Here is a 20,588-nt window from a genome sequence, read left to right as displayed (position 1 = left end):
GGGTTTCGGTCGGTCAGATGGTGGTCAAGCAGCCTTCCTGCAATTGCAGGACGCGGTCCATCTGGCGGGCCAGGTTCATGTCGTGAGTCACCACCAGGAACGCGGTGCGCATCGAAGTGCTGAGTTCCAGCATCAAGTCCTGAATGCCTTCGGCGGTGTGCGAATCGAGGTTACCGGTCGGTTCGTCGAGCATCACCAGGCCTGGATTGTTCACCAGTGCACGGGCGATGGCCACACGCTGGCGCTCACCACCGGACAGCTCGGCCGGTTTGTGTTCCAGACGATGACCCAGACCTACGCGCTCGAGCAACGCCGTAGCGCGCTGACGTGCTTCCGGGATCGCAGTCTTGCCGATCAGCAACGGCATGCAGACGTTTTCCAGCGCGGTGAATTCCGGCAGCAAGTGGTGGAACTGGTACACGAACCCAAGGGCGCGGTTACGCAGCAGGCCACGCTTCTTCTCGCTCAGGGCCGACAGTTCTTCACCGTCGAGCCAGACGCTGCCCTCGGTCGGCGTATCGAGACCGCCCAGCAGGTTGAGCAAGGTGCTCTTGCCCGAGCCGGACTTGCCGACGATCGCGACACGCTCGCCCGGGTGCAACTCCAGTTGCAGACCGGCCAACACTTGCACCGACTCCGGGCCTTCCTCGTAGGATTTGCCGAGGTTGCGGCAGCTCAAGATTGCTTTATCACTCATGCCCGACTCACTCATAACGTAGCGCCTCCGCCGGCTGGGTGCGCGCGGCACGCCAGGCGGGATACAGGGTGGCGAGGAAACTCAGGACCAACGCAGCCGCGCAGACCATGACCACGTCCTGGCTCTGCACCTGCGACGGCAGGTAATCAATGAAATACACATCAGCGTTGAGGAACTTGTGGCCGATCAGCCCTTCGAGGGCGGAAATCGCCGCGCTGACGTTCAACGCCGCGAGAATCCCGACCACCGCGCCGATGGCGGTGCCGACCACGCCGATCACGGTGCCCTGCACCATGAATGTACGCATGATCGTCCCTGGCGTAGCGCCGAGGGTGCGCAGAATGGCGATGTCGCTCTTCTTGTCGTTCACCACCATCACCAGCGTGGAAATGATGTTGAACGCAGCCACCGCGACGATCAGCAGCAACAGCAGCCCGATCATGGCTTTTTCCATGCGGATCGCCTGATACAGATTGCCGTGGGTGCGGGTCCAGTCGCGGGCGTAGTAATGGTCTTCGCCCAGTTGCTGGGCGATGGTCCAGGCCACGCGCGGCGCCTGGAACAGATCATCGAACTTCAACCGGATGCCCTGCACCTGATCAGGTTTCCAGCGGTGCATCTTCGCCAGATCCTGCAGGTTGGTGACGCCCAGATAGCCGTCCAGCTCACCGGCGCCGACATGAAAAATGCCGACCACGGTGAAACGCTTCATGCGCGGGAACATCCCGGCCGGGGTCACGCTGACCTCCGGCGCGACGAAGGTGACCTTGTCACCGAGGCCTACGCCGAGCTTGGTCGCGGCCTTGTCGCCGATGACGATGCCGAAGCTGCCCGGCGTCAGGTCGTCGAGTTTGCCCTGCTTCATGAAGTTGTCGATGATCGACACATTGCGCTCGAGCGCGGGGTCGATGGCGTTGAGCAACACCTTGGACACCTGGCCGTTGTTGGTCAGCAAACCCTGCATCTGGGTGAACGGCGCAACGGCCGTCACCTCCGGGTTGCGCTTGACCTTGGCGGCGAGGCTTTGCCAATCGTTGATCGGTTCGCCGGTTTCAAGAGTCGCGTGGGGCACCATGCCCAACACGCGGGTGCGCATCTCATGATCGAAGCCGTTCATCACCGATAGCACCACGATCATCACGACCACGCCAAGGGCGAGCCCGATCATCGAAGTCAGGGAAATGAATGACACAAAATGATTGCGACGCTTTGCACGGGTATAACGCGTGCCGATAAATACGAAGAGAGGTCTGAACATGTCGGGGCTTGTTCGGAGGGAAAAGGAACGTCCTTGTGGCGGGGGTCGATAACCAGCTTTACACTCAGACCACCGCCGCTACCATGGGTTCGCCATGTCGACATTAGATGAAGAAGATCGCCGCGAATACTACCGTATCGAGGACACGATCGCACTGGAAATTCGGCCCCTGTCCGCTCCCGAAGCCGCAGGCCAGGAAGTGTTGCAGGATGCTTCCCCGCTGTTCAACCTGCTCAGCGAACTGCACCTGAGCGAATTCGAGTCGCAGCACCTGTTGCGCCAGATCAGCGAGCGCGACCGGGCCATCGCCGCGTTCCTCAAATCCCAGAACAAACGTATCGACCTGCTCAGCCAGGTGGTCGCCCTGACCGTGCTCGGCCATATCGGCGAGCCGCAACCGGTGATCATCTCCGAAGGCGGGATCGATTTTCAGCACCCGACCGCGCTGGCCACTGGCGCGCACCTGTCGGTGAAACTGGTGCTGATGCCGCAGGCGCTGGGTCTGTTGCTGCGCGCCCGCGTCACCCATTGCGACCGCAAGGGCGATGGCTACGACGTCGGCACCGAGTTCGAACACTTGACCGACGCCCAGCGCCAGTTGCTCGCCCGCTATATCCTGCAGAAACAGGCCCAGGAACGACGCCTGGCCCGTGAACAGAACGAATCAGGCATTTAAATTAAGGAAGCACCGTGACCCTCATCTACGGCCACCGCGGCGCCAAGGGCGAAGCACCGGAAAACACCCTGACCAGTTTTCAGGAATGTCTCAAGCACGGCGTACGCCGTTGTGAACTGGATCTGCACCTGTCGAAGGACGGCGAGCTGATGGTGATCCACGACCCTACCCTCAAGCGCACCACCGACCGGCGCGGCAAGGTGGTCGAGCACACCGCCGCCGAACTGGTGACCTATGACGCGCGCAAGGGCGGCCCGGGCTGGATCAAGCCGTGCCCAATTCCGACACTGGAAGAGCTGTTCGAAAAATGTGATTTCGAGCACTGGCAGCTGGAAGTCAAAAGTGCATCGCGCACCCGCGCGGCGACCACTGTGCTGGCGATTCGCGAGATGGCCCAGCGTCATGGCTTGCTGGACAAGGTCACCATTACTTCGAGTTCGCGGGAAGTGCTGAAGGCGGCACTGGACCTGGTGCCGGACGTGTCGCGGGGACTGGTGGCCGAATACGCCTGGCTCGACCCGCTAAAGGTCGCGGCCAGCTATGGCTGTGAGATTCTGGCGTTGAACTGGACGCTGTGTACGCCGGAACGCCTGCAGAAGGCGCAGCGTCAGGGGCTGCATGTGTCGGTGTGGACCGTCAACGAGCCTGCGCTGATGCGCAGACTCGCCGACTTCGGCGTTGACAGCCTGATTACAGACTTTCCCGGTTTGGCCACTGCCACCCTCGAGAATTGCTGAAATCGGTCTCCCCGGCCGGCTCAGGCCACCGGCCGGAGCCCGTCAAAAAAGCCGGTTGAGGCCGTCGTACGCCGCTACCCGATAGGCTTCGGCCATGGTCGGGTAGTTGAACGTGGTGTTGACGAAGTACTTCAGGGTGTTCAACTCGCCAGGCTGGCTCATGATCGCCTGACCGATGTGCACGATCTCCGACGCCTGATAACCGAAGCAGTGAACACCCAGCACTTCCAGGGTTTCACGGTGGAACAGGATCTTCAGCATGCCTTGCGGCTCGCCGGCGATCTGCGCACGCGCCATGCTCTTGAAGAACGCCTTGCCGACTTCATACGGCACCTTGGCCTGGGTCAGCTCCTGCTCGTTCTTGCCGATCGAGCTGATCTCCGGAATGGTGTAGATGCCGGTCGGCACGTCATTCACAAAGCGCCAGCTACCGTTATCGACGATGCTGCCGGCAGCCGAACGACCCTGGTCGTGGGCAGCACTGGCCAGGCTCGGCCAGCCGATCACGTCGCCGGCACCGTAGATGTTCGGCACGCAAGTGCGGTAGGCCTCGTCGACTTCGATCTGGCCACGGCTGTTGACCTTGACGCCGATGTTTTCCAGACCGAGCTGGTCGGTGTTGCCGGTACGGCCGTTGCACCAGAGCAAGGCGTCGGCCTTGATCTTCTTGCCGGACTTCAGGTGCAGGATCACACCGTTGTCCACACCTTCAACGCGATCGTAGTCCTCGTTGTGGCGCACAGTGATGTTGTTGTTGCTGAAGTGGTAGCTCAACGCCTGGGAGATTTCCGAGTCGAGGAAGCTCAGCAACTGACCACGGTTGTCCACCAGTTCAACCAGTACCCCCAGACCGCTGAAAATCGAGGCGTATTCGCAACCGATCACGCCGGCGCCGTAAACGATCAGTTTGCGCGGGGTGTGGCCGAGGCTGAGGATGGTGTCGCTATCGTAGATACGCGGGTGATTGAAATCGATGTCCGCCGGACGATACGGGCGCGAACCGGTGGCGATGATGATGTGCTTGGCCACCAGCTTCTCGACCACACCGTTGGCGCAGACCACTTCGATGGTTTGCTCGTCGGCGAAGCTGCCGGTGCCGAAGAACACGTCGACGCGGTTACGGGCGTAGTAGCCGGTACGCGAAGCGACTTGTTTGGAAATGACTTTCTCGGCGCTTTTCAACACGTCCGGGAAGGAGAACCAGCGCGGCTCGCCGATCGCCCGGAACATCGGGTTGGTGTTGAACTGCATGATCTGCCGGACCGAGTGACGCAGGGCCTTGGACGGGATGGTTCCCAGGTGGGTGCAGTTACCGCCGACCTGGCGACGGCTATCGACCATCGCCACCTTGCGCCCTGCTTTGGCGGCGTTCATTGCCGCGCCTTCTCCCGCCGGGCCGGAACCCAACACCACCACGTCGTAGTTGTAGACAGCCATGCGTACTCCTCAGAACAGGCCGCGGTGCCAGCAGCACCGGCGGCTAAATCACGCCGAATCGCGGCGCGAAGGAACAATTGGGGGTCAGTAAAGAACCCGGACACAGTCTATAGAAGCGTCAACGCCGCGCACATTAACCCTTGGTCGCGTCGTAGGCTACTTTTGCCTGCACTACAACGCCAGCTTTCGTACTGTTTTCAGTCAACTTTTGCGTGATTGAGGCGCTCGAAAGCCGTACTGGTGCGGATAACGAAACCTGTATCGGCACGAATGACAAAGAATGCACCAATGTCATGTTTTTCGGCATAGTCCCAAGCCCTTTCAGGCCCGAGAATCAGCAACAGCGTCGATAGTCCATCGGCCATCAACGCCGAAGGATGAATCACCGTGACCGACGCCAGGTTGTGTAGGACCGGCGCCCCGCTACGCGCATCGAAGGTGTGGGAATAGCGCCGGCCATCCTGCAGGAAATAGTTGCGGTAATCACCGGAGGTGGAAACGCCGCAGCCGTCGACCTGAATGATCCGTTCGGCCACCTGTTGATCGTCTCGCGGTTCTTCCAGCGCAATACGCCAGGACGAGCCATCAAGCTTCTTGCCCTTGGCCTTTAGCTCACCGGTGGCTTCGGCGAGATAGTCATGGATGCCCATCGACTCGAGCCTGGCTGCGATGGTGTCGACGGCGTAACCGGCGGCGATGCTGTTGAAGTCGACTTCGACCGGCGCATCCTTGCACAAGCGGTCGCCGTCGATATGCAAATGGTGGTAGCCGACCCGCTCAAGGGTTTCGGACAGTGCGGCGGGACTGGGGACTTTCTCTTCACGCCCTTGCGGGCCGAACCCCCACAGGTTCATCAGCGGCTCGACGGTCAGGTCGTAGGAACCTTCGCTTTGCTCTGACAGCTGTTCGCCGACACGGACCAATTCGAGCACGGCAGCCGGCATGGTCTGACAGCTGTTCGCCGGCAATGCATTGAAGCGCTCGATGTCTGAGTCACTGCGATAGGTCGACATCTGCTGATCGACGTCGGTGAGGATTTTTTCCACTTCAAGCTGGACCTGCGCGGCCTCGGGAAGACCGGCGTGGCGCACGTACTTGATTGAATAGGTGCTGCCCATGGTCGGGCCGCCGAAGCTTTCCATGGAGTCGCCGTTGCCGCAGCCGGACAAGGCGCCCACCAGCAGCAAAAGGCTGATCAGCCTCCTTTTAGACAAATCCCCTACTCCCCACACAAAGCTGAAGATTATGCGCCAGAACCTGTAGGAGCTGCCGAGTGAAACGAGGCTGCGATCTTTTGCTTTTGATCTTTTCAAGCAACATCAAAAGATCGCAGCGTTCCGCAGCTCCTACAGGTTTTTCATTCGCTTGATAGCGTCATGCTGGCCTTCGTAATGGCTATATCGTTTAAGCAGTGCCCTAACCAATTGTTGCCTAACGTTCTTTATACACATATGGTTACAAAACTGTTCACGGGTACTGCCTGAGTTTGCCGCGTGACGGCGAGGACGTGTCTAGTTCAGGGATTTCCAATAAGACAGCCAACAGAGAGTACGAACCAATGTCCTCCACCACGGGCAAAGGCAAAGCGATTTTTCGCGTTGTCAGCGGCAATTTTCTCGAGATGTTCGACTTTATGGTCTATGGCTTCTACGCCACGGCCATTGCCAAAACCTTCTTCCCGGCCGACAGCGCCTTCGCTTCCCTGATGCTCTCCCTGGCGACGTTCGGTGCCGGCTTCCTGATGCGTCCGCTGGGAGCGATTTTCCTCGGTGCCTATATCGACCGCCATGGCCGTCGCCAGGGTCTGATCATTACGTTGGCGCTGATGGCCGCCGGTACGGTGCTGATTGCCTGCGTCCCCGGTTACGCCACCCTCGGCGTCGCCGCCCCGCTGATCGTGCTATTCGGTCGTTTGTTGCAAGGCTTCTCGGCCGGCGTCGAGCTGGGCGGTGTTTCGGTGTACCTGGCGGAAATCGCCACACCGGGCCGCAAGGGCTTTTTCGTCAGTTGGCAGTCGGCAAGCCAGCAAGCAGCGGTGGTCTTTGCCGGCCTGCTCGGGGTGGGTCTCAACCACTGGCTGAGCCCGGAACAGATGGGTGACTGGGGCTGGCGCGTGCCGTTCCTGATCGGCTGCATGATCGTTCCGGTGATCTTCGTGATTCGTCGCTCGCTGGAAGAAACGCCGGAATTCCAGGCGCGTAAACATCGCCCTACCCTGCGCGAAATCGTCCGTTCGATCGGCCAGAACTTTGGCATCGTCATCGCCGGCATGGCGCTGGTGGTGATGACCACGGTTTCGTTCTACCTGATCACCGCCTACACCCCGACCTTCGGCAAGGCCGAACTGCATCTGTCGGACTTCGACGCGCTGCTGGTGACCGTGTGCATCGGCCTGTCGAACTTCTTCTGGCTGCCAGTGATGGGCTCGGTATCTGACAAGATCGGGCGCAAACCCCTACTGCTGGCGGCGACCATTCTGGCAATCCTGACCGCTTACCCGGCATTGTCGTGGCTGGTGGCGAACCCGAGCTTCAGTCATTTGCTGATCGTCGAACTGTGGCTGTCGTTCCTGTACGGCTCGTACAACGGTGCGATGGTGGTGGCGCTGACCGAAATCATGCCGGTGGAAGTGCGCACGACCGGGTTCTCGCTGGCCTATAGCCTGGCGACGGCGACCTTTGGCGGCTTTACGCCAGCGGCCTGTACTTACCTGATCCATGTGCTGGACAACAAGGCTGCGCCGGGGATCTGGCTCAGCGGTGCGGCGGTGCTGGGGCTGATTGCGACGCTGGTGCTGTTCCGTGGCAACAAGCATGAGCTGCGGACTGCGCAGGCCTCGATAGTCGGCGGCGCCCGATAGGACGCCTTCGGGAGCAAGCCCCCTCCCACAGTGTCCGGTGGTGCCAACACGATGATGTGAACACCGCCAAACCTGTGGGAGGGGGCTTGCTCCCGAAGAGGCCGGTACAGGCAATAAAGATTCAGCAGGCATAAAAAAACGCCCCGACCAAAGTCGGGGCGTTTTCATTTGCAGCTAAGGCTTAGCGCGGGAACGCTGGCGGGTTTACACCGGCCATGTCTTCCATCACGCGAACCACCTGGCAGCTGTAGCCGAACTCGTTGTCGTACCAGACGTACAGAACAACGCGGTTGTCCTGAACGATGGTTGCTTCAGCATCGACCACACCGGCGTGACGCGAACCCACGAAGTCAGTGGACACCACTTCCTGCGAGTTGACGAAGTCGATTTGCTTGTGCAGATCGGAGTGCAGCGCCATGTAGCGCAGGTACTCGTTCATCTCTTCACGGCTGGCGGCTTTCTCAAGGTTCAGGTTGAGAATGGCCATCGACACGTTTGGCGTCGGAACGCGGATCGCGTTACCGGTCAGCTTGCCGGCCAGCTCAGGCAGGGCCTTGGCAGCAGCGGTGGCAGCACCGGTCTCGGTGATCACCATGTTCAGCGCGGCGGAACGGCCACGGCGATCGCCCTTGTGGAAGTTGTCGATCAGGTTCTGGTCGTTGGTGTACGAGTGAACGGTTTCGACGTGACCGTTGATGATGCCGAACTTGTCATTCACAGCCTTCAGCACCGGCACGATGGCGTTGGTGGTGCAGGAAGCGGCGGACACGATCTTGTCGTCAGCGGTGATTTCGTTGTGGTTGATACCGTGAACGATGTTCTTCAGCTTGCCTTTGCCAGGCGCGGTCAGAACAACGCGAGCAACACCCGGGCATTGCAGGTGCTGACCCAGGCCATCGGCGTCACGCCATACACCGGTGTTGTCCACCAGCAGCGCGTCTTTGATGCCGTACTGGGTGTAATCCACCTCGGTCGGGTTCTTCGCGTAGATCACCTGGATCAGGTTACCGTTGGCGGTGATGGTGTTGTTTTCTTCGTCGATGACGATGGTGCCGTTGAACGGGCCGTGTACCGAATCGCGACGCAGCAGGCTGGCGCGTTTGGTCAGGTCGTTTTCGGCGCCTTTGCGCACGACGATGGCACGCAGACGCAGACCGTCGCCACCACCGGTTTTCTCGATCAGGATGCGCGCCAGCAGACGGCCGATACGACCGAAGCCGTACAGCACAACGTCAGTGCCTTTACGGGCCGAAGCGTTTTGCTGACCAACCACGTCAGCCAGCTCTTCACGAACGAACTGCTCGGCGCTGCGGCCATTGCCTTCGCTGCGGAATTTGAACGCCAACTTGCCCAGGTCTACCGAAGCCGCGCCGAGCTTGAGCTCGCTCATGGCTTTAAGCAGAGGGAATGTTTCGTGGACGGAGAGTTCGCTATCGTCGGAGGAACGGTGGCGAGCAAAGCGGTGAGCTTTGAGAATCGCGATGACAGACTGGTTGATCAGGCTGCGGCCATAGATCGAGCTCACCACGTTGTTATTGCGGTAGAGCTGACCGATAAGCGGAATCATCGCTTCTGCGAGTGCTTCACGGTCGATCCATTCACCAAGACACTGGTCGGGCTTCTGAGTCACGGGAACCTTCCACATGTAGGGGCAGAAAAAAGGGGCTACATTATGCCGCCGAGAACCTCTTGTAGCAATGCGCGCTTGTCGCGCAATCGGTAACAAAATTCCGTTCAAAAAAATTACGCCCCGCGCCAGCCCAGTAAAACCGGGGCTTTCAGCGCAGTCAATTTTTCGACGACTGTTAGACGATGTCTGTAACCCTCCGTAACACCAGTCGATTTCGGCACTACATAACCACTAAAAAAGTGCTCGTTTTTATGGTTACCACTACATTTCGCGCAAACCGCGAAGATAGACGCAGTCTGCAACTGACAGGCGGCACCGGACGCCGCTACAATTACCGACTTTGTCGCAACGCCTGGAGCTCAACCTTCCGTGCCTGTTCTGCGTCTACCGCTTCTCCCTGCCGCGGCAGGTAAACAGCATTGGGGCAACTTGCCCGGTGCCGCCCTCAGCCTGGCGATTGCCGAGGCTGCCAGCGCAGCCAAGCGCTTCACGCTGCTACTGACCGCCGACAGCCAGAGTGCCGAACGGCTGGAGCAGGAGCTGAGCTTCTTCGCCCCGGATTTGCCGGTTCTGCATTTTCCCGACTGGGAAACCCTGCCGTACGATCTGTTCTCGCCGCACCAGGACATCATTTCCCAGCGTATCGCCAGCCTTTATAGACTGCCGGAGCTGGCGCACGGCGTGCTGGTGGTCCCGATCACCACCGCACTGCATCGCCTGGCGCCGACCAAATTCCTGCTCGGCAGCAGTCTGGTGCTGGATGTCGGCCAGAAGCTCGATGTCGAACAGATGCGCTCACGCCTGGAAGCCAGCGGCTATCGCTACGTCGATACGGTTTACGAGCACGGCGAGTTCACCGTACGCGGCGCGCTGATCGACCTGTTCCCGATGGGCAGCAAACTGCCCTATCGCATCGACCTGTTCGACGACGAAATCGAAACCCTGCGCACCTTCGATCCGGAAAACCAGCGTTCCATCGACAAGGTCGAATCGGTCAAGCTGCTGCCGGCCCGCGAGTTCCCGCTGCAGAAAGATGCAGTCACGCGCTTCAAGGCGCGCTTTCGCGAGCGTTTCGACGTCGACTTCCGGCGCTGCCCGATCTTCCAGGACTTGAGCAGCGGCATCACCCCAGCCGGTATCGAGTACTACCTGCCGCTGTTCTTCGACGAAACCTCGACGTTGTTCGATTACCTGCCGCAGGACACTCAAGTGTTCTCGCTGCCGGGTATCGAACAAGCAGCAGAAAACTTCTGGAACGACGTGCGCAATCGCTACGAAGAGCGCCGCGTCGATCCATCGCGCCCTCTATTGCCGCCTGCGGAATTGTTCCTGCCGGTGGAAGACTGCTTCGCCCGCCTCAAGAGCTGGCCGCGGGTCGTCGCCAGTCAGCAGGACGTCGAATCCGGTGCCGGTCGCGAGCGCTTCCCGGCGCAGGCACTGCCAAACCTGGCGATCGAAGCCAAGGCCACGCAACCGCTGGCGGCGCTCTCGGCGTTCCTCGATGAATTCCCCGGGCGTGTGCTGTTCACCGCCGAGTCCGCGGGCCGTCGTGAAGTCCTGCTGGAACTGCTGGAACGTCTGAAGCTGCGGCCGAAAACCGTCGACAGCTGGCCGGACTTCGTTTCGAGCAAGGATCGTCTGGCGATCACCATTGCGCCGCTCGACGAAGGCTTGATGCTCGATGACCCGGCGCTGGCGCTGGTGGCCGAGAGCCCGCTGTTCGGTCAGCGAGTCATGCAGCGCCGCCGTCGCGAAAAGCGCGCCGACGCCAACAACGATGCGGTGATCAAGAACCTCACCGAACTGCGCGAAGGCGCACCGGTGGTGCACATCGACCACGGTGTCGGACGTTATCTCGGCCTGACGATTCTGGAGATCGACAATCAGGCGGCGGAATTCCTCACCCTGGAATACGCGGAGAACGCCAAGCTCTACGTGCCGGTGGCCAACCTGCATCTGATCGCCCGCTACACCGGCAGCGATGACGCGCTGGCGCCGCTGCACCGACTCGGCTCCGAGACCTGGCAGAAAGCCAAGCGCAAAGCCGCCGAACAGGTGCGCGATGTCGCGGCTGAGCTGCTCGACATCTATGCCCGTCGTGCCGCCCGCGAAGGCTACGCGTTTGCCGACCCGAAAGCCGATTACGCGACCTTCAGCGCCGGTTTCCCGTTCGAAGAAACGCCGGACCAGCAAGCGACCATCGAAGCTGTGCGCGAAGATATGCTCGCGCCAAAGCCGATGGACCGTCTGGTCTGCGGCGACGTGGGTTTCGGCAAGACCGAAGTGGCAATGCGCGCCGCGTTCATCGCCGTGCACGGCGGACGCCAGGTAGCGATTCTGGTGCCGACCACCCTGCTCGCCCAGCAGCACTACAACAGCTTCCGCGACCGCTTCGCCGACTGGCCAGTGACCGTGGAAGTGATGAGCCGCTTCAAATCGGCCAAGGAAGTCAACGCGGCGATCGCCGATCTCGCGGAAGGCAAGATCGATATCGTCATCGGCACGCACAAGCTGCTGTCCGACGACGTGAAGATCAAAAACCTCGGGCTAGTGATCATCGATGAAGAACACCGCTTTGGTGTGCGGCAGAAAGAACAGCTCAAGGCCCTGCGCAGCGAAGTCGACATTCTCACGCTGACCGCCACGCCGATTCCGCGCACGCTGAACATGGCGGTGTCGGGCATGCGCGACCTGTCGATCATTGCCACGCCGCCGGCGCGACGTCTGTCGGTGCGCACCTTCGTCATGGAGCAGAACAAGAGCACGGTCAAAGAGGCCCTGCTGCGTGAACTGCTGCGTGGCGGTCAGGTTTACTACCTGCACAACGACGTGAAGACCATCGAGAAATGCGCGGCGGATCTCGCCGAACTGGTGCCGGAAGCGCGGATCGGCATCGGCCACGGGCAGATGCGCGAACGCGAACTCGAACAGGTGATGAGCGACTTCTATCACAAGCGCTTCAACGTGCTGATCGCCTCGACCATCATCGAGACCGGCATCGACGTGCCGAGCGCCAACACCATCATCATCGAGCGCGCCGACAAGTTCGGCCTGGCGCAATTGCACCAGTTGCGTGGACGCGTCGGGCGCAGTCACCACCAGGCCTATGCCTACCTGCTGACGCCGCCACGCCAACAAATCACGTCCGATGCGGAAAAGCGTCTGGAAGCGATTGCCAATACCCAAGATCTTGGCGCTGGTTTCGTGCTGGCGACCAACGATCTGGAAATCCGTGGCGCCGGCGAACTGCTGGGCGATGGCCAGAGCGGGCAGATTCAGGCAGTCGGTTTCACCCTGTACATGGAAATGCTCGAGCGCGCAGTGAAGTCGATCCGCAAGGGCGAACAGCCGAACCTCGATCAACCGCTCGGCGGAGGCCCGGAGGTCAACCTGCGGGTGCCGGCGCTGATTCCGGAAGACTATCTGCCGGATGTTCACGCCCGTCTGATTCTGTACAAGCGCATCGCTTCGGCCACCGACGAGGAAGGCCTGAAGGATCTGCAAGTGGAGATGATCGACCGTTTCGGTCTGCTGCCTGAGCCGACCAAGAACCTGGTACGCATTACCGCACTGAAGTTGCAGGCCGAGCAGTTGGGCATCAAGAAGGTCGACGGTGGGCCGCAGGGTGGGCGTATCGAGTTCGCCGCGCAGACGCCGGTAGACCCGATGACTCTGATCAAACTGATCCAGACTCAGCCAAAACGCTACAAATTCGAAGGCGCCACGATGTTCAAGTTCCAGGTGCCGATGGAGCGCCCGGAAGAGCGCTTTAATACTGTAGAGGCGCTGTTCGAGCGCCTCCTCCCGAAAACTGTTTGAAGGACGCCGCATGCGCCTGTTTCGCTCACTGACTTTGCTACTTGCCTTGGTAGCCCCTTCGGTTTTCGCCGATGACCTGTATCAGGTCGAAATGATTCTGGTGCGCCAGAACGCTGTACCGGCGATTGTCAGCCGCGCCGCGCCGGAAGACTGGGCCGCCGGCGCTCGACGCCTGGGTGATGACAGCCTGCGCACACCCGCGCTCGGCGACATTGCCAGCAAACTCACCGCCAGCGGTGATTACAGCGTGCTGATGCACAAGGCCTGGCAGCAGACCCTCGGCGAAGCGCCGACCAAGGTCGCCGTCAGCGACGGCAAGGAACAGTTCGGCCAGTTCCCGATCGAGGGCACCCTGGAATTGAAACTCGGGCGCTTCACCGACGTGAACGCCGACTTCTGGGTCAACCAGATCGACAGCAACGGCATGGTCACTGCCAGCGAACGCCTGAAGCAGGACAGCCACACCAAGAACGGCCAGCTCAACTATCTCGACAACGGCCACCTGGCGCTGCTGATCAAGATCACCTCCCTGACGGCGCCCGCCCCACGGCAAGCCCCTGAAGCGATTCCGGACTGATCGAAGTCCTTATGTCCCCGCCCCTGAGTAAACCGTTGGCACCCTCCTGGGTCAGCCGATTCAAGGAACAGAGCCTGGAGCGTGGCCGCCGCTACGCCCTGGAGAACCGGGTACGCATCGCACAGGTCGGCGATGCAACCATCACCGCCAGTTGCGAAGGCTCTGGCGGTAACGTCTACCGTCAGACCATTCACCTGCGCGAGTCAGCCAAAGACACCCTGTTGCTGGTTGACGCCACCTGTACCTGCCCGGTGCGCAATAACTGCAAACACTGCGCCGCAGTACTCCTGCAAGTGCAGGAAACCCTCGAGTACCCTGCCGCTGCGAAAGACGCCGAGCTGCTGGGAAAACTCCAGGCCGTATTGGAGAACCGTAGCCCCAAAGCGCCGCCGCAAGTGCTGGTGGACAACGTGCAACCGCTGCCGCGCCTGTGGCTGGCGAGTGTCGAGTTCAGCGCGTTCGAGCCGCGCAACGGCAAGATGCAGCGTTACATTCAGCATCGAGCAGCGCTGTCGTTCAGCTATCTGGATGAATACGTCAGCGGGCAGAAAAACAGCGACATCCTGATCCGCCAGGAAACCCAGACCCTGCGGATAAAACGCCATCCGGAAGTGGAACAGTCCTACCGCGAACAGTTAAGAATCCTCGGCTTCCGTATCGCAACGCGCCAGAGCAAAGCGCTGCCGGAAAGCGCCGGCGAGCTGTACGAGATGGTCAACGACAGCGCCTGGCTGACGTTTACCCTCAACGAACTGCCGAAGCTGCGCACCCAAGGCTGGGAATTGCAGATCGACGAGGAGTTCGGTTTCGACCTGACCGCCGTCGACGACTGGTACGCCACCGTCGAACAGGCGCCGGAGCGCGACTGGTTCGATCTGGAACTGGGGATCATCGTCAATGGCGAACGCCTGAGCCTGCTGCCGATCCTGCTCAACCTGATGCGCTCGCACACGGAAATCCTCAACCCGGAACGCCTGGCGCGGCGCCGTGATGACGAGCTGATTCTGGTCAATGTGCCGCAACGCAACAGTGAGCACGGGCCGCTGCAAGTGGCGCTGCCCCTTGGCCGACTGAAACCGGTACTGGCAACGCTGGGCGAGTTCTACTTGCAGGAACCGGGCGAAACCACCCTGCGCCTGAGCAAGGCCGATGCCACGCGCCTCAATTCGCTGGAAGGCATTCCCCTGCTGTGGGAGGGCGGCGAGCAGATCCGCAGTTTCGCCCAACGCCTGCGCGACATTCGCGATTACACGGCCAAAGCGCCGAAGGGCTTGAACGCGACGTTGCGTCCCTATCAGCTCGAAGGCTTGAGCTGGATGCAGTCGCTGCGTCAGCTTGAGGTTGGCGGGATTCTGGCGGACGACATGGGCCTGGGCAAAACCCTACAGACCCTGGCGCATATTCTCAGTGAGAAAAACGCCGGACGCCTGGATCGACCGTGCATGGTGGTGATGCCCACCAGCCTGATCCCGAACTGGCTCGACGAAGCCGCGCACTTCACGCCGCAACTGAAAGTGGTCGCGCTGTACGGTGCCGGCCGCAAAAAGCATTTCGATCATCTGGCCGACTTCGACCTGATCCTGACCACGTATGCGCTGCTGCCCAAGGACGTCGATCGGCTGGCACAACAGCCCTTGCACGTTCTGGTGCTCGACGAAGCCCAGTACATCAAGAACCCCAACAGCAAGGCCGCGCAGGCCGCTCGCGAACTCAACGCGCGCCAGCGCCTGTGCCTGAGTGGCACACCGCTGGAAAACCACCTCGGCGAGTTGTGGTCGTTGTTCCACTTTCTGCTGCCGGGCTGGTTGGGCGATGTCAAAAGCTTCAATGCCGACTACCGCGTGCCGATCGAAAAGCGCGCCAGCGAAGTCAGGCTGCAGCACCTCAATGGGCGGATAAAACCGTTTCTGCTGCGCCGCACCAAGGAACAGGTGGCCACCGAACTGCCGCCCAAAACCGAGATCATCCACTGGGTCGATCTCAATGAGGCGCAGCGCGACGTTTACGAAACCATGCGCCTGGCGATGGACAAGAAAGTCCGCGACGAGATCACTCGCAAAGGCGTGGCGCGTAGCCAGATCATCATTCTTGAAGCCCTGCTCAAGCTGCGCCAGGTCTGCTGCGACCTGCGCCTGGTCAACGACGCCACCCTGCCCGCCCGTGGCAGCACCTCGGGCAAACTCGACAGCCTGATGGAAATGCTCGAAGAGCTGTTCGAAGAAGGTCGGCGGATTCTGCTGTTCTCGCAGTTCACCTCGATGCTGTCACTGATCGAAGACGAACTGAAAAAACGCAACGTGGCCTACGCCTTGTTGACGGGCCAGACCCGCGATCGGCGCACGCCGGTGAAGGAATTCCAGAGCGGCAAGCGTCAGATCTTTCTGATCAGCCTGAAGGCCGGCGGCGTCGGCTTGAACCTGACCGAAGCGGATACGGTGATCCATTACGATCCGTGGTGGAACCCGGCGACCGAGAATCAGGCGACTGACCGCGCGTATCGAATCGGCCAGGAGAAACCGGTGTTCGTCTACAAGATGATCGCCCGGGGCACGGTGGAAGAGAAGATTCAGCACCTGCAGAAGGAAAAGTCTGACCTGGCAGCGGGCGTACTGGATGGGCGCAAGGCCGGGGACTGGAAACTGCAGAGCGATGATATTGAAGCGCTGTTTGCGCCGTTGCCGGACAAGTTCGACAAGCGTTGAGATGCGTTTTTTCCGATAAATTGCCATCGCTGGCCAGCCAGCTCCCACGGTGCTTTGCGTTGAGCACTAATTTGTGAACATTACAAAACCTGTGGGAGCTGACTTGCCAGCGATAGGGCCATCAGATGTCGAACTCTGACCTGGACAGTCAACCCCTGGAAACCGGCAGCGGCGCAAACAGCGCCTCGATGTCACTCTGCTCCAGCTTGAACCCACCTGTCGTACCACCTTCCAGCACCGCCCCGGCCAGCGCAGCTTTCTCCTGCTGCAGCGCCTGGATTTTTTCCTCCACGGTACCTTTGGCAATCAACTTGTAAACAAACACCGGATTGTTCTGCCCGATACGATAAGCGCGATCAGTTGCCTGATTCTCCACTGCCGGGTTCCACCACGGGTCGAAGTGGATCACCGTGTCCGCAGCCGTCAGGTTCAGACCGGTACCGCCAGCCTTGAGGCTGATGAGGAACAACGGCACCTTGCCGCCCTGGAAATTCTTGACTGGCGTGCGCCGGTCGGTGGTGTCGCCAGTCAGCAACGAATAACCGATAGCGCGCTGCTGCAACTCCTGCTCGATCAGCGCCAGCATCGAGGTGAACTGGGAGAACAGCAGGATGCGCCGACCTTCGCCGAGCAACTCTTCGAGCATCTCCATCAGGCTGATCAGCTTGCCGCTGCCCGAGCGCAATGCCTTCGCCGTGAGCGGCATGTTGATCAAGCGCAGATCGCAGCAGACCTGACGCAGCTTGAGCAAGGCATCAAGAATGATGATCTGACTGCGCGCCACACCACTGCGGGCAATTTCGTCGCGCACTTTTTTGTCCATCGCCACGCGCACCGTTTCATAGACGTCGCGCTGGCCGTCGCTGAGTTCAACCCAATGGATGATTTCGGTTTTCGGCGGCAGCTCAGTGGCGACCTGATCTTTCTTGCGACGCAGCAAAAACGGCTTGATGCGCGCCGTCAGGTGCTGCATGCGCTGGACATTGCCATGCTTCTCGATCGGTGTGCGGTAATCGCGGTTGAAGGATTTGCTGTCGCCCAGCCAGCCAGGCATGAGGAAATGAAACTGCGACCACAGCTCGCCGAGATGGTTTTCCAGTGGCGTGCCGCTCAGACACAAGCGCTGACGGGCCTGCAAGTCACGTGCGGCCTGCGCCGCTTTGCTCAGCGAGTTCTTGATGTTCTGCGCTTCGTCGAGAATCAGTACGCTCCACGACTGCGGCCGCAACGTTTCAAGATCCCTGGGCAGCAAGGCGTAAGTGGTCAGCACCAAGTCGTATTCGGCGAGATTGGCGAAGTCTTTTTGCCGCCCGGTCCCATGCAGCGCCAGGACCTTCAACTGAGGCGTGAAGCGCTGTGCCTCGTCGAGCCAGTTGGGAATCAGGCTGGTCGGCATCACCGCCAGTGCCGGGCAATCGAGGCGCCCGGCGTGCTTTTCCGTGAGCAGATGCGCCAGGGTCTGCAGGGTTTTGCCCAAGCCCATGTCATCGCCAAGAATGCCGCCGACCTCCAGCTCCCGCAGAGTCTGCATCCAGCCAAGGCCTTCGAGCTGATACGGGCGCAGCTGCGCATTAAGGCCGGCTGGCGCAGCAATGTGGGTGTGACTGGAATTGTGCAGCCGCTTGGCAAAAGTGCGCAGGCGTTCGCCGCCCTGCCATTCCAGTGGCACGCCATCGAGCATACTCAGGCGCGCGGCGTCTGGAGCAGTCAAGCGCAGCGCATCGCCCTGATGTCCGCCCAGGTACAGCTCGCCCAGCGTCGCCATCAGCGGTTTGACCCGACTCAGCGGCAAGGCCACCTTGGCGCCTGCCGGGTCGCCAAAACCGCTGGGCTTGAGTTCGATCAGGAGTTTTTCGTCGTCGCTGCGTTGCGCCAGATTCACCGGGTCGAGCAAACGTGGCTGGGTACGCAACAGATGCAGAAGGATCGGCAACAAGCTGTAGCGCTCGCCATTGACGACGATGCCCAGTTGCAGATCAAACCATTGATGCCCGGCCTCTTCTTCGACCTCCGCGTACCAGTGTTCAACCGGCTGCACATCGAAATGGAAGCCGGGACTGATTTCGATTTCCCAGTCCGCGGCGCGCAGTGTGGCAAGCCCTTCGTGCATGAATCCGAGCCAGGCGGAATCATCCGGCAAAGTGAACATCTCGCCGGCGCGATCCATAGCGCTCTTGCGCGTGGCTTTTTTAAAGCCGTGCTTTTGCAGGCTCTGGCGCAGCTTCTTTTCCATCGCAGGCTGGCGCCGAATGCGCTGGGTTTCAGTGCCATTGAGGACCATCACTTCCGGATTACGATCCACCGCCGGATGACCGTTGTAGGTAAACACCAGAGCGGCGCGGTGCTCCAGAACGTATTCCCAGCGCGAACGCTCCCGGCCGCTGACCAAGGTCAGTTGCGGCTGCGGAAGCACGTCATCGATGATTCGTTCGGTGAGTTTGTGCGGCGGCGGGATTTTGGTCATCGCGCTCATGCGATGGCTGAACTGCATGGCCTGACGCGCGGGGATATCTGGGGCGAGGGTCAAATGGCAGGCCAGTTTTTCTTCCAGTTCACTGAACAGAGGGCCAACCTGTCGCTGCTCACGATCGAGGTAATAAAGCGGCTCCAGCGCCAGCACGGTTTCCTGCGCAGCTTCTGCACTGCTCCACTGGGCGCGGAACCCACCGTCGGCCTGCTCGGCCCAAGAGAACAGACCCATGCGTTTCGCGCCCGGCGTCAGTGGCTGCAAGTTTTCGAAGTCGAGGAACAGGCGGGAGGTGCGCAGGAGCATTTCCAGCAGTTCCGCGCCACTGCTGCCTTCCAGCGGATAGCCGCTGTAATAGGCGTGATGGGAATGCATGGCGACCAACAGCCTGGCGACGCGCAGATCCAGTTCGGACAGATAACCGGGCTGACGCATGAGCATGTCCGACAGCGAATACACCGGTTTTACTTCGCGTAACTCTCCGCTCTTGAGCTGATAGACCTTGAAAATATCGAGCAGCCACTTGCCGTTCGCAGACGTGGGTTTGAGTTTGTAAAACAGGCGCGTGCCCGCGGTTTGCGCCCCTTCGTCGACGAGCCTGGCCGGGACGGGGACTGTCGAAAGCCAATGCTCGAGCGCCCGACCCAAGGGGATCTGTGCGTCACTTTCGGACGTATCGTCGTCAATGCCCTGCAGGTGATAGAGCACCGCCGCGCAGTGCTTGCAATCAATCACGACGGGGCAGGTGCACAAGCAACGCAAATTAACCGATCCCAGGCGATCTTCGGACAGGTAGATGCTTTGTTCATACGCCTGAGTTTCCGAACCGACGCAGAACGCCTCGATCTTCCTGTCATCGATCTCGATGATCTCTACCCGATCATCGGCAGCATAAGCGCGGGCCTTGGCCAACGCCTTGCTACTGAATGCGTCAGTCCATGCCAGCCCTTTAAGCCGCTCGATGAAAATGCTCATGGACAGTCCTTAGCTGGCCAACACCCGCGCCAACGTCGATTTCACCTTGCCCATCCCGTCATGCAGCGCCTGCTCGATTTCGGCCATGGTGATCACCGCCGTGGTCTTGCCTGCTGCCGGGTTCACCACCAGCGACAGGCAGGCGTAATCCAGATCCAGCTCACGGGCCAATGCCGCTTCCGGCATGCCGGTCATGCCGACGATGTCGCAACCGTCACGCTCCAGACGCACGATCTCCGCCACGGTTTCCAGACGCGGGCCCTGGGTGCAGGCGTACACCCCCTGATCGCTGTATTCGCAGCCTTCGGCAGCCAGCGCGGCGATCAATTGCTGACGCAGCGGCTCACTGTAAGGGAAGCTGAAATCGATATGGGTGACGTGCTCCAGATCATCGGCGAAAAACGTGTGTTCGCGGCCACTGGTGTAATCAACGATCTGATGCGGCACGCAGAAATGGCCGGTGCCCATCGCCGGATGAATCCCGCCCACCGCATTGACCGCGATGATCGCCTCGGCGCCGGCCTGCTTCAGCGCCCACAGGTTGGCGCGGTAGTTGACCTTGTGCGGCGGGAAGCGATGTGGATGGCCGTGACGGGCGAGGAACAGCACTTCCTTGCCGGCGTACTCGCCGATTTGCACCTCGGCCGAAGGCGCACCGTAAGGGGTGTCCACCGCCAACGACTGACGAATGCTCAAGCCTTCGAGCTGGGTCAGGCCGGTGCCACCGATGATTGCGTAAACCGTCATAACGAA

The 20,588-nt window shown here is 60.5% G+C and carries 13 protein-coding genes; 6 read left to right on the top strand and 7 right to left on the bottom strand.

What is annotated here, in order from left to right; all coding sequences use genetic code 11:
• Positions 1-13: 13 nt before the first annotated feature.
• Both lolD and NTD85_RS19370 read right to left on the bottom strand, forming a co-directional pair.
• The gene (lolD, locus tag NTD85_RS19375) at positions 14-697 is read right to left on the bottom strand and encodes a lipoprotein-releasing ABC transporter ATP-binding protein LolD (RefSeq protein ID WP_177327499.1); all 684 of its coding nucleotides are present in this window, start codon (positions 695-697) and stop codon (positions 14-16) included.
• 7 nt (positions 698-704) lie between these two features.
• Complete coding sequence (locus tag NTD85_RS19370; protein WP_003226577.1) at positions 705-1,955, bottom strand: lipoprotein-releasing ABC transporter permease subunit; 1,251 nt, start codon at positions 1,953-1,955, stop codon at positions 705-707.
• 94 nt (positions 1,956-2,049) lie between these two features.
• Between NTD85_RS19370 and NTD85_RS19365 the strand changes: the two genes are divergently transcribed.
• Together NTD85_RS19365 and NTD85_RS19360 are read left to right on the top strand one after the other, a co-directional pair.
• Positions 2,050-2,631 (top strand): PilZ domain-containing protein, encoded by a 582-nt coding sequence (locus tag NTD85_RS19365; RefSeq protein ID WP_003226578.1) that lies wholly within the window; start codon positions 2,050-2,052, stop codon positions 2,629-2,631.
• A gap of 14 nt (positions 2,632-2,645) precedes the next feature.
• Positions 2,646-3,368 carry a glycerophosphodiester phosphodiesterase gene (locus tag NTD85_RS19360; protein WP_003226579.1) on the top strand — a complete coding sequence of 241 codons (723 nt, stop codon included), beginning with the start codon at positions 2,646-2,648 and terminating at the stop codon, positions 3,366-3,368.
• Positions 3,369-3,410: 42 nt separating this feature from the next.
• On the opposite strand, the gene sthA is transcribed toward NTD85_RS19360, so the two are convergent.
• Both sthA and NTD85_RS19350 read right to left on the bottom strand, forming a co-directional pair.
• Positions 3,411-4,805 carry a Si-specific NAD(P)(+) transhydrogenase gene (gene sthA / locus NTD85_RS19355; protein ID WP_003226580.1) on the bottom strand — a complete coding sequence of 465 codons (1,395 nt, stop codon included), beginning with the start codon at positions 4,803-4,805 and terminating at the stop codon, positions 3,411-3,413.
• 197 nt (positions 4,806-5,002) lie between these two features.
• Complete coding sequence (locus NTD85_RS19350) at positions 5,003-5,947, bottom strand: FAD:protein FMN transferase (RefSeq protein WP_315975163.1); 945 nt, start codon at positions 5,945-5,947, stop codon at positions 5,003-5,005.
• Positions 5,948-6,363: 416 nt separating this feature from the next.
• Between NTD85_RS19350 and NTD85_RS19345 the strand changes: the two genes are divergently transcribed.
• Positions 6,364-7,665: an MFS transporter gene (locus tag NTD85_RS19345; RefSeq protein ID WP_003226582.1), complete on the top strand. Its 1,302-nt coding sequence runs from the start codon at positions 6,364-6,366 to the stop codon at positions 7,663-7,665.
• Positions 7,666-7,846: 181 nt separating this feature from the next.
• Here the strand turns inward: NTD85_RS19345 and NTD85_RS19340 are convergent, their stop codons facing one another.
• The gene (locus tag NTD85_RS19340) at positions 7,847-9,310 is read right to left on the bottom strand and encodes a glyceraldehyde-3-phosphate dehydrogenase (RefSeq protein ID WP_003226583.1); all 1,464 of its coding nucleotides are present in this window, start codon (positions 9,308-9,310) and stop codon (positions 7,847-7,849) included.
• A gap of 354 nt (positions 9,311-9,664) precedes the next feature.
• On the opposite strand from NTD85_RS19340, the gene mfd reads away from it, so the two are divergent.
• The 3 genes from mfd to NTD85_RS19325 are packed head-to-tail and all read left to right on the top strand — an operon-like array spanning position 9,665 to position 16,393.
• Positions 9,665-13,114: a transcription-repair coupling factor gene (gene mfd, locus NTD85_RS19335; RefSeq protein ID WP_262142951.1), complete on the top strand. Its 3,450-nt coding sequence runs from the start codon at positions 9,665-9,667 to the stop codon at positions 13,112-13,114.
• Positions 13,115-13,124: 10 nt separating this feature from the next.
• Positions 13,125-13,691: a peptidoglycan binding protein CsiV gene (locus NTD85_RS19330; RefSeq protein WP_262142950.1), complete on the top strand. Its 567-nt coding sequence runs from the start codon at positions 13,125-13,127 to the stop codon at positions 13,689-13,691.
• A gap of 11 nt (positions 13,692-13,702) precedes the next feature.
• Positions 13,703-16,393: a DEAD/DEAH box helicase gene (locus NTD85_RS19325; RefSeq protein WP_262142949.1), complete on the top strand. Its 2,691-nt coding sequence runs from the start codon at positions 13,703-13,705 to the stop codon at positions 16,391-16,393.
• 148 nt (positions 16,394-16,541) lie between these two features.
• Here NTD85_RS19325 and NTD85_RS19320 read toward each other — a convergent pair whose 3' ends face one another.
• Positions 16,542-19,835, bottom strand: coding sequence for a DEAD/DEAH box helicase (locus tag NTD85_RS19320; RefSeq protein WP_262142948.1), 3,294 nt, complete (start codon positions 19,833-19,835; stop codon positions 16,542-16,544).
• Between the two features lie 9 nt (positions 19,836-19,844).
• Positions 19,845-20,582, bottom strand: a complete 738-nt coding sequence (locus tag NTD85_RS19315; RefSeq protein ID WP_103485793.1) for an S-methyl-5'-thioinosine phosphorylase — start codon at positions 20,580-20,582, stop codon at positions 19,845-19,847.
• Positions 20,583-20,588 lie beyond the last annotated feature (6 nt).

This window comes from Pseudomonas sp. 13B_3.2_Bac1 (genome assembly GCF_025466205.1).
Taxonomy (GTDB): Bacteria; Pseudomonadota; Gammaproteobacteria; order Pseudomonadales; family Pseudomonadaceae; genus Aquipseudomonas; species Aquipseudomonas fluorescens_H.
Note: the sequence above shows the minus strand (reverse complement) of the source record. Positions and strands in the feature narration are given on the sequence as shown.

Coding starts and splice junctions, on each gene's coding strand:
- lolD (WP_177327499.1), bottom strand. CDS start 697: ATGAGTGATAAAGCAATCTTGAGCTGCCGCAACCTCGGCAAATCCTAC.
- NTD85_RS19370 (WP_003226577.1), bottom strand. CDS start 1,955: ATGTTCAGACCTCTCTTCGTATTTATCGGCACGCGTTATACCCGTGCA.
- NTD85_RS19365 (WP_003226578.1), top strand. CDS start 2,050: ATGTCGACATTAGATGAAGAAGATCGCCGCGAATACTACCGTATCGAG.
- sthA (WP_003226580.1), bottom strand. CDS start 4,805: ATGGCTGTCTACAACTACGACGTGGTGGTGTTGGGTTCCGGCCCGGCG.
- NTD85_RS19350 (WP_315975163.1), bottom strand. CDS start 5,947: ATGGAAAGCTTCGGCGGCCCGACCATGGGCAGCACCTATTCAATCAAG.
- NTD85_RS19345 (WP_003226582.1), top strand. CDS start 6,364: ATGTCCTCCACCACGGGCAAAGGCAAAGCGATTTTTCGCGTTGTCAGC.
- NTD85_RS19340 (WP_003226583.1), bottom strand. CDS start 9,310: ATGTGGAAGGTTCCCGTGACTCAGAAGCCCGACCAGTGTCTTGGTGAA.
- NTD85_RS19330 (WP_262142950.1), top strand. CDS start 13,125: ATGCGCCTGTTTCGCTCACTGACTTTGCTACTTGCCTTGGTAGCCCCT.
- NTD85_RS19325 (WP_262142949.1), top strand. CDS start 13,703: ATGTCCCCGCCCCTGAGTAAACCGTTGGCACCCTCCTGGGTCAGCCGA.
- NTD85_RS19320 (WP_262142948.1), bottom strand. CDS start 19,835: ATGAGCATTTTCATCGAGCGGCTTAAAGGGCTGGCATGGACTGACGCA.
- NTD85_RS19315 (WP_103485793.1), bottom strand. CDS start 20,582: ATGACGGTTTACGCAATCATCGGTGGCACCGGCCTGACCCAGCTCGAA.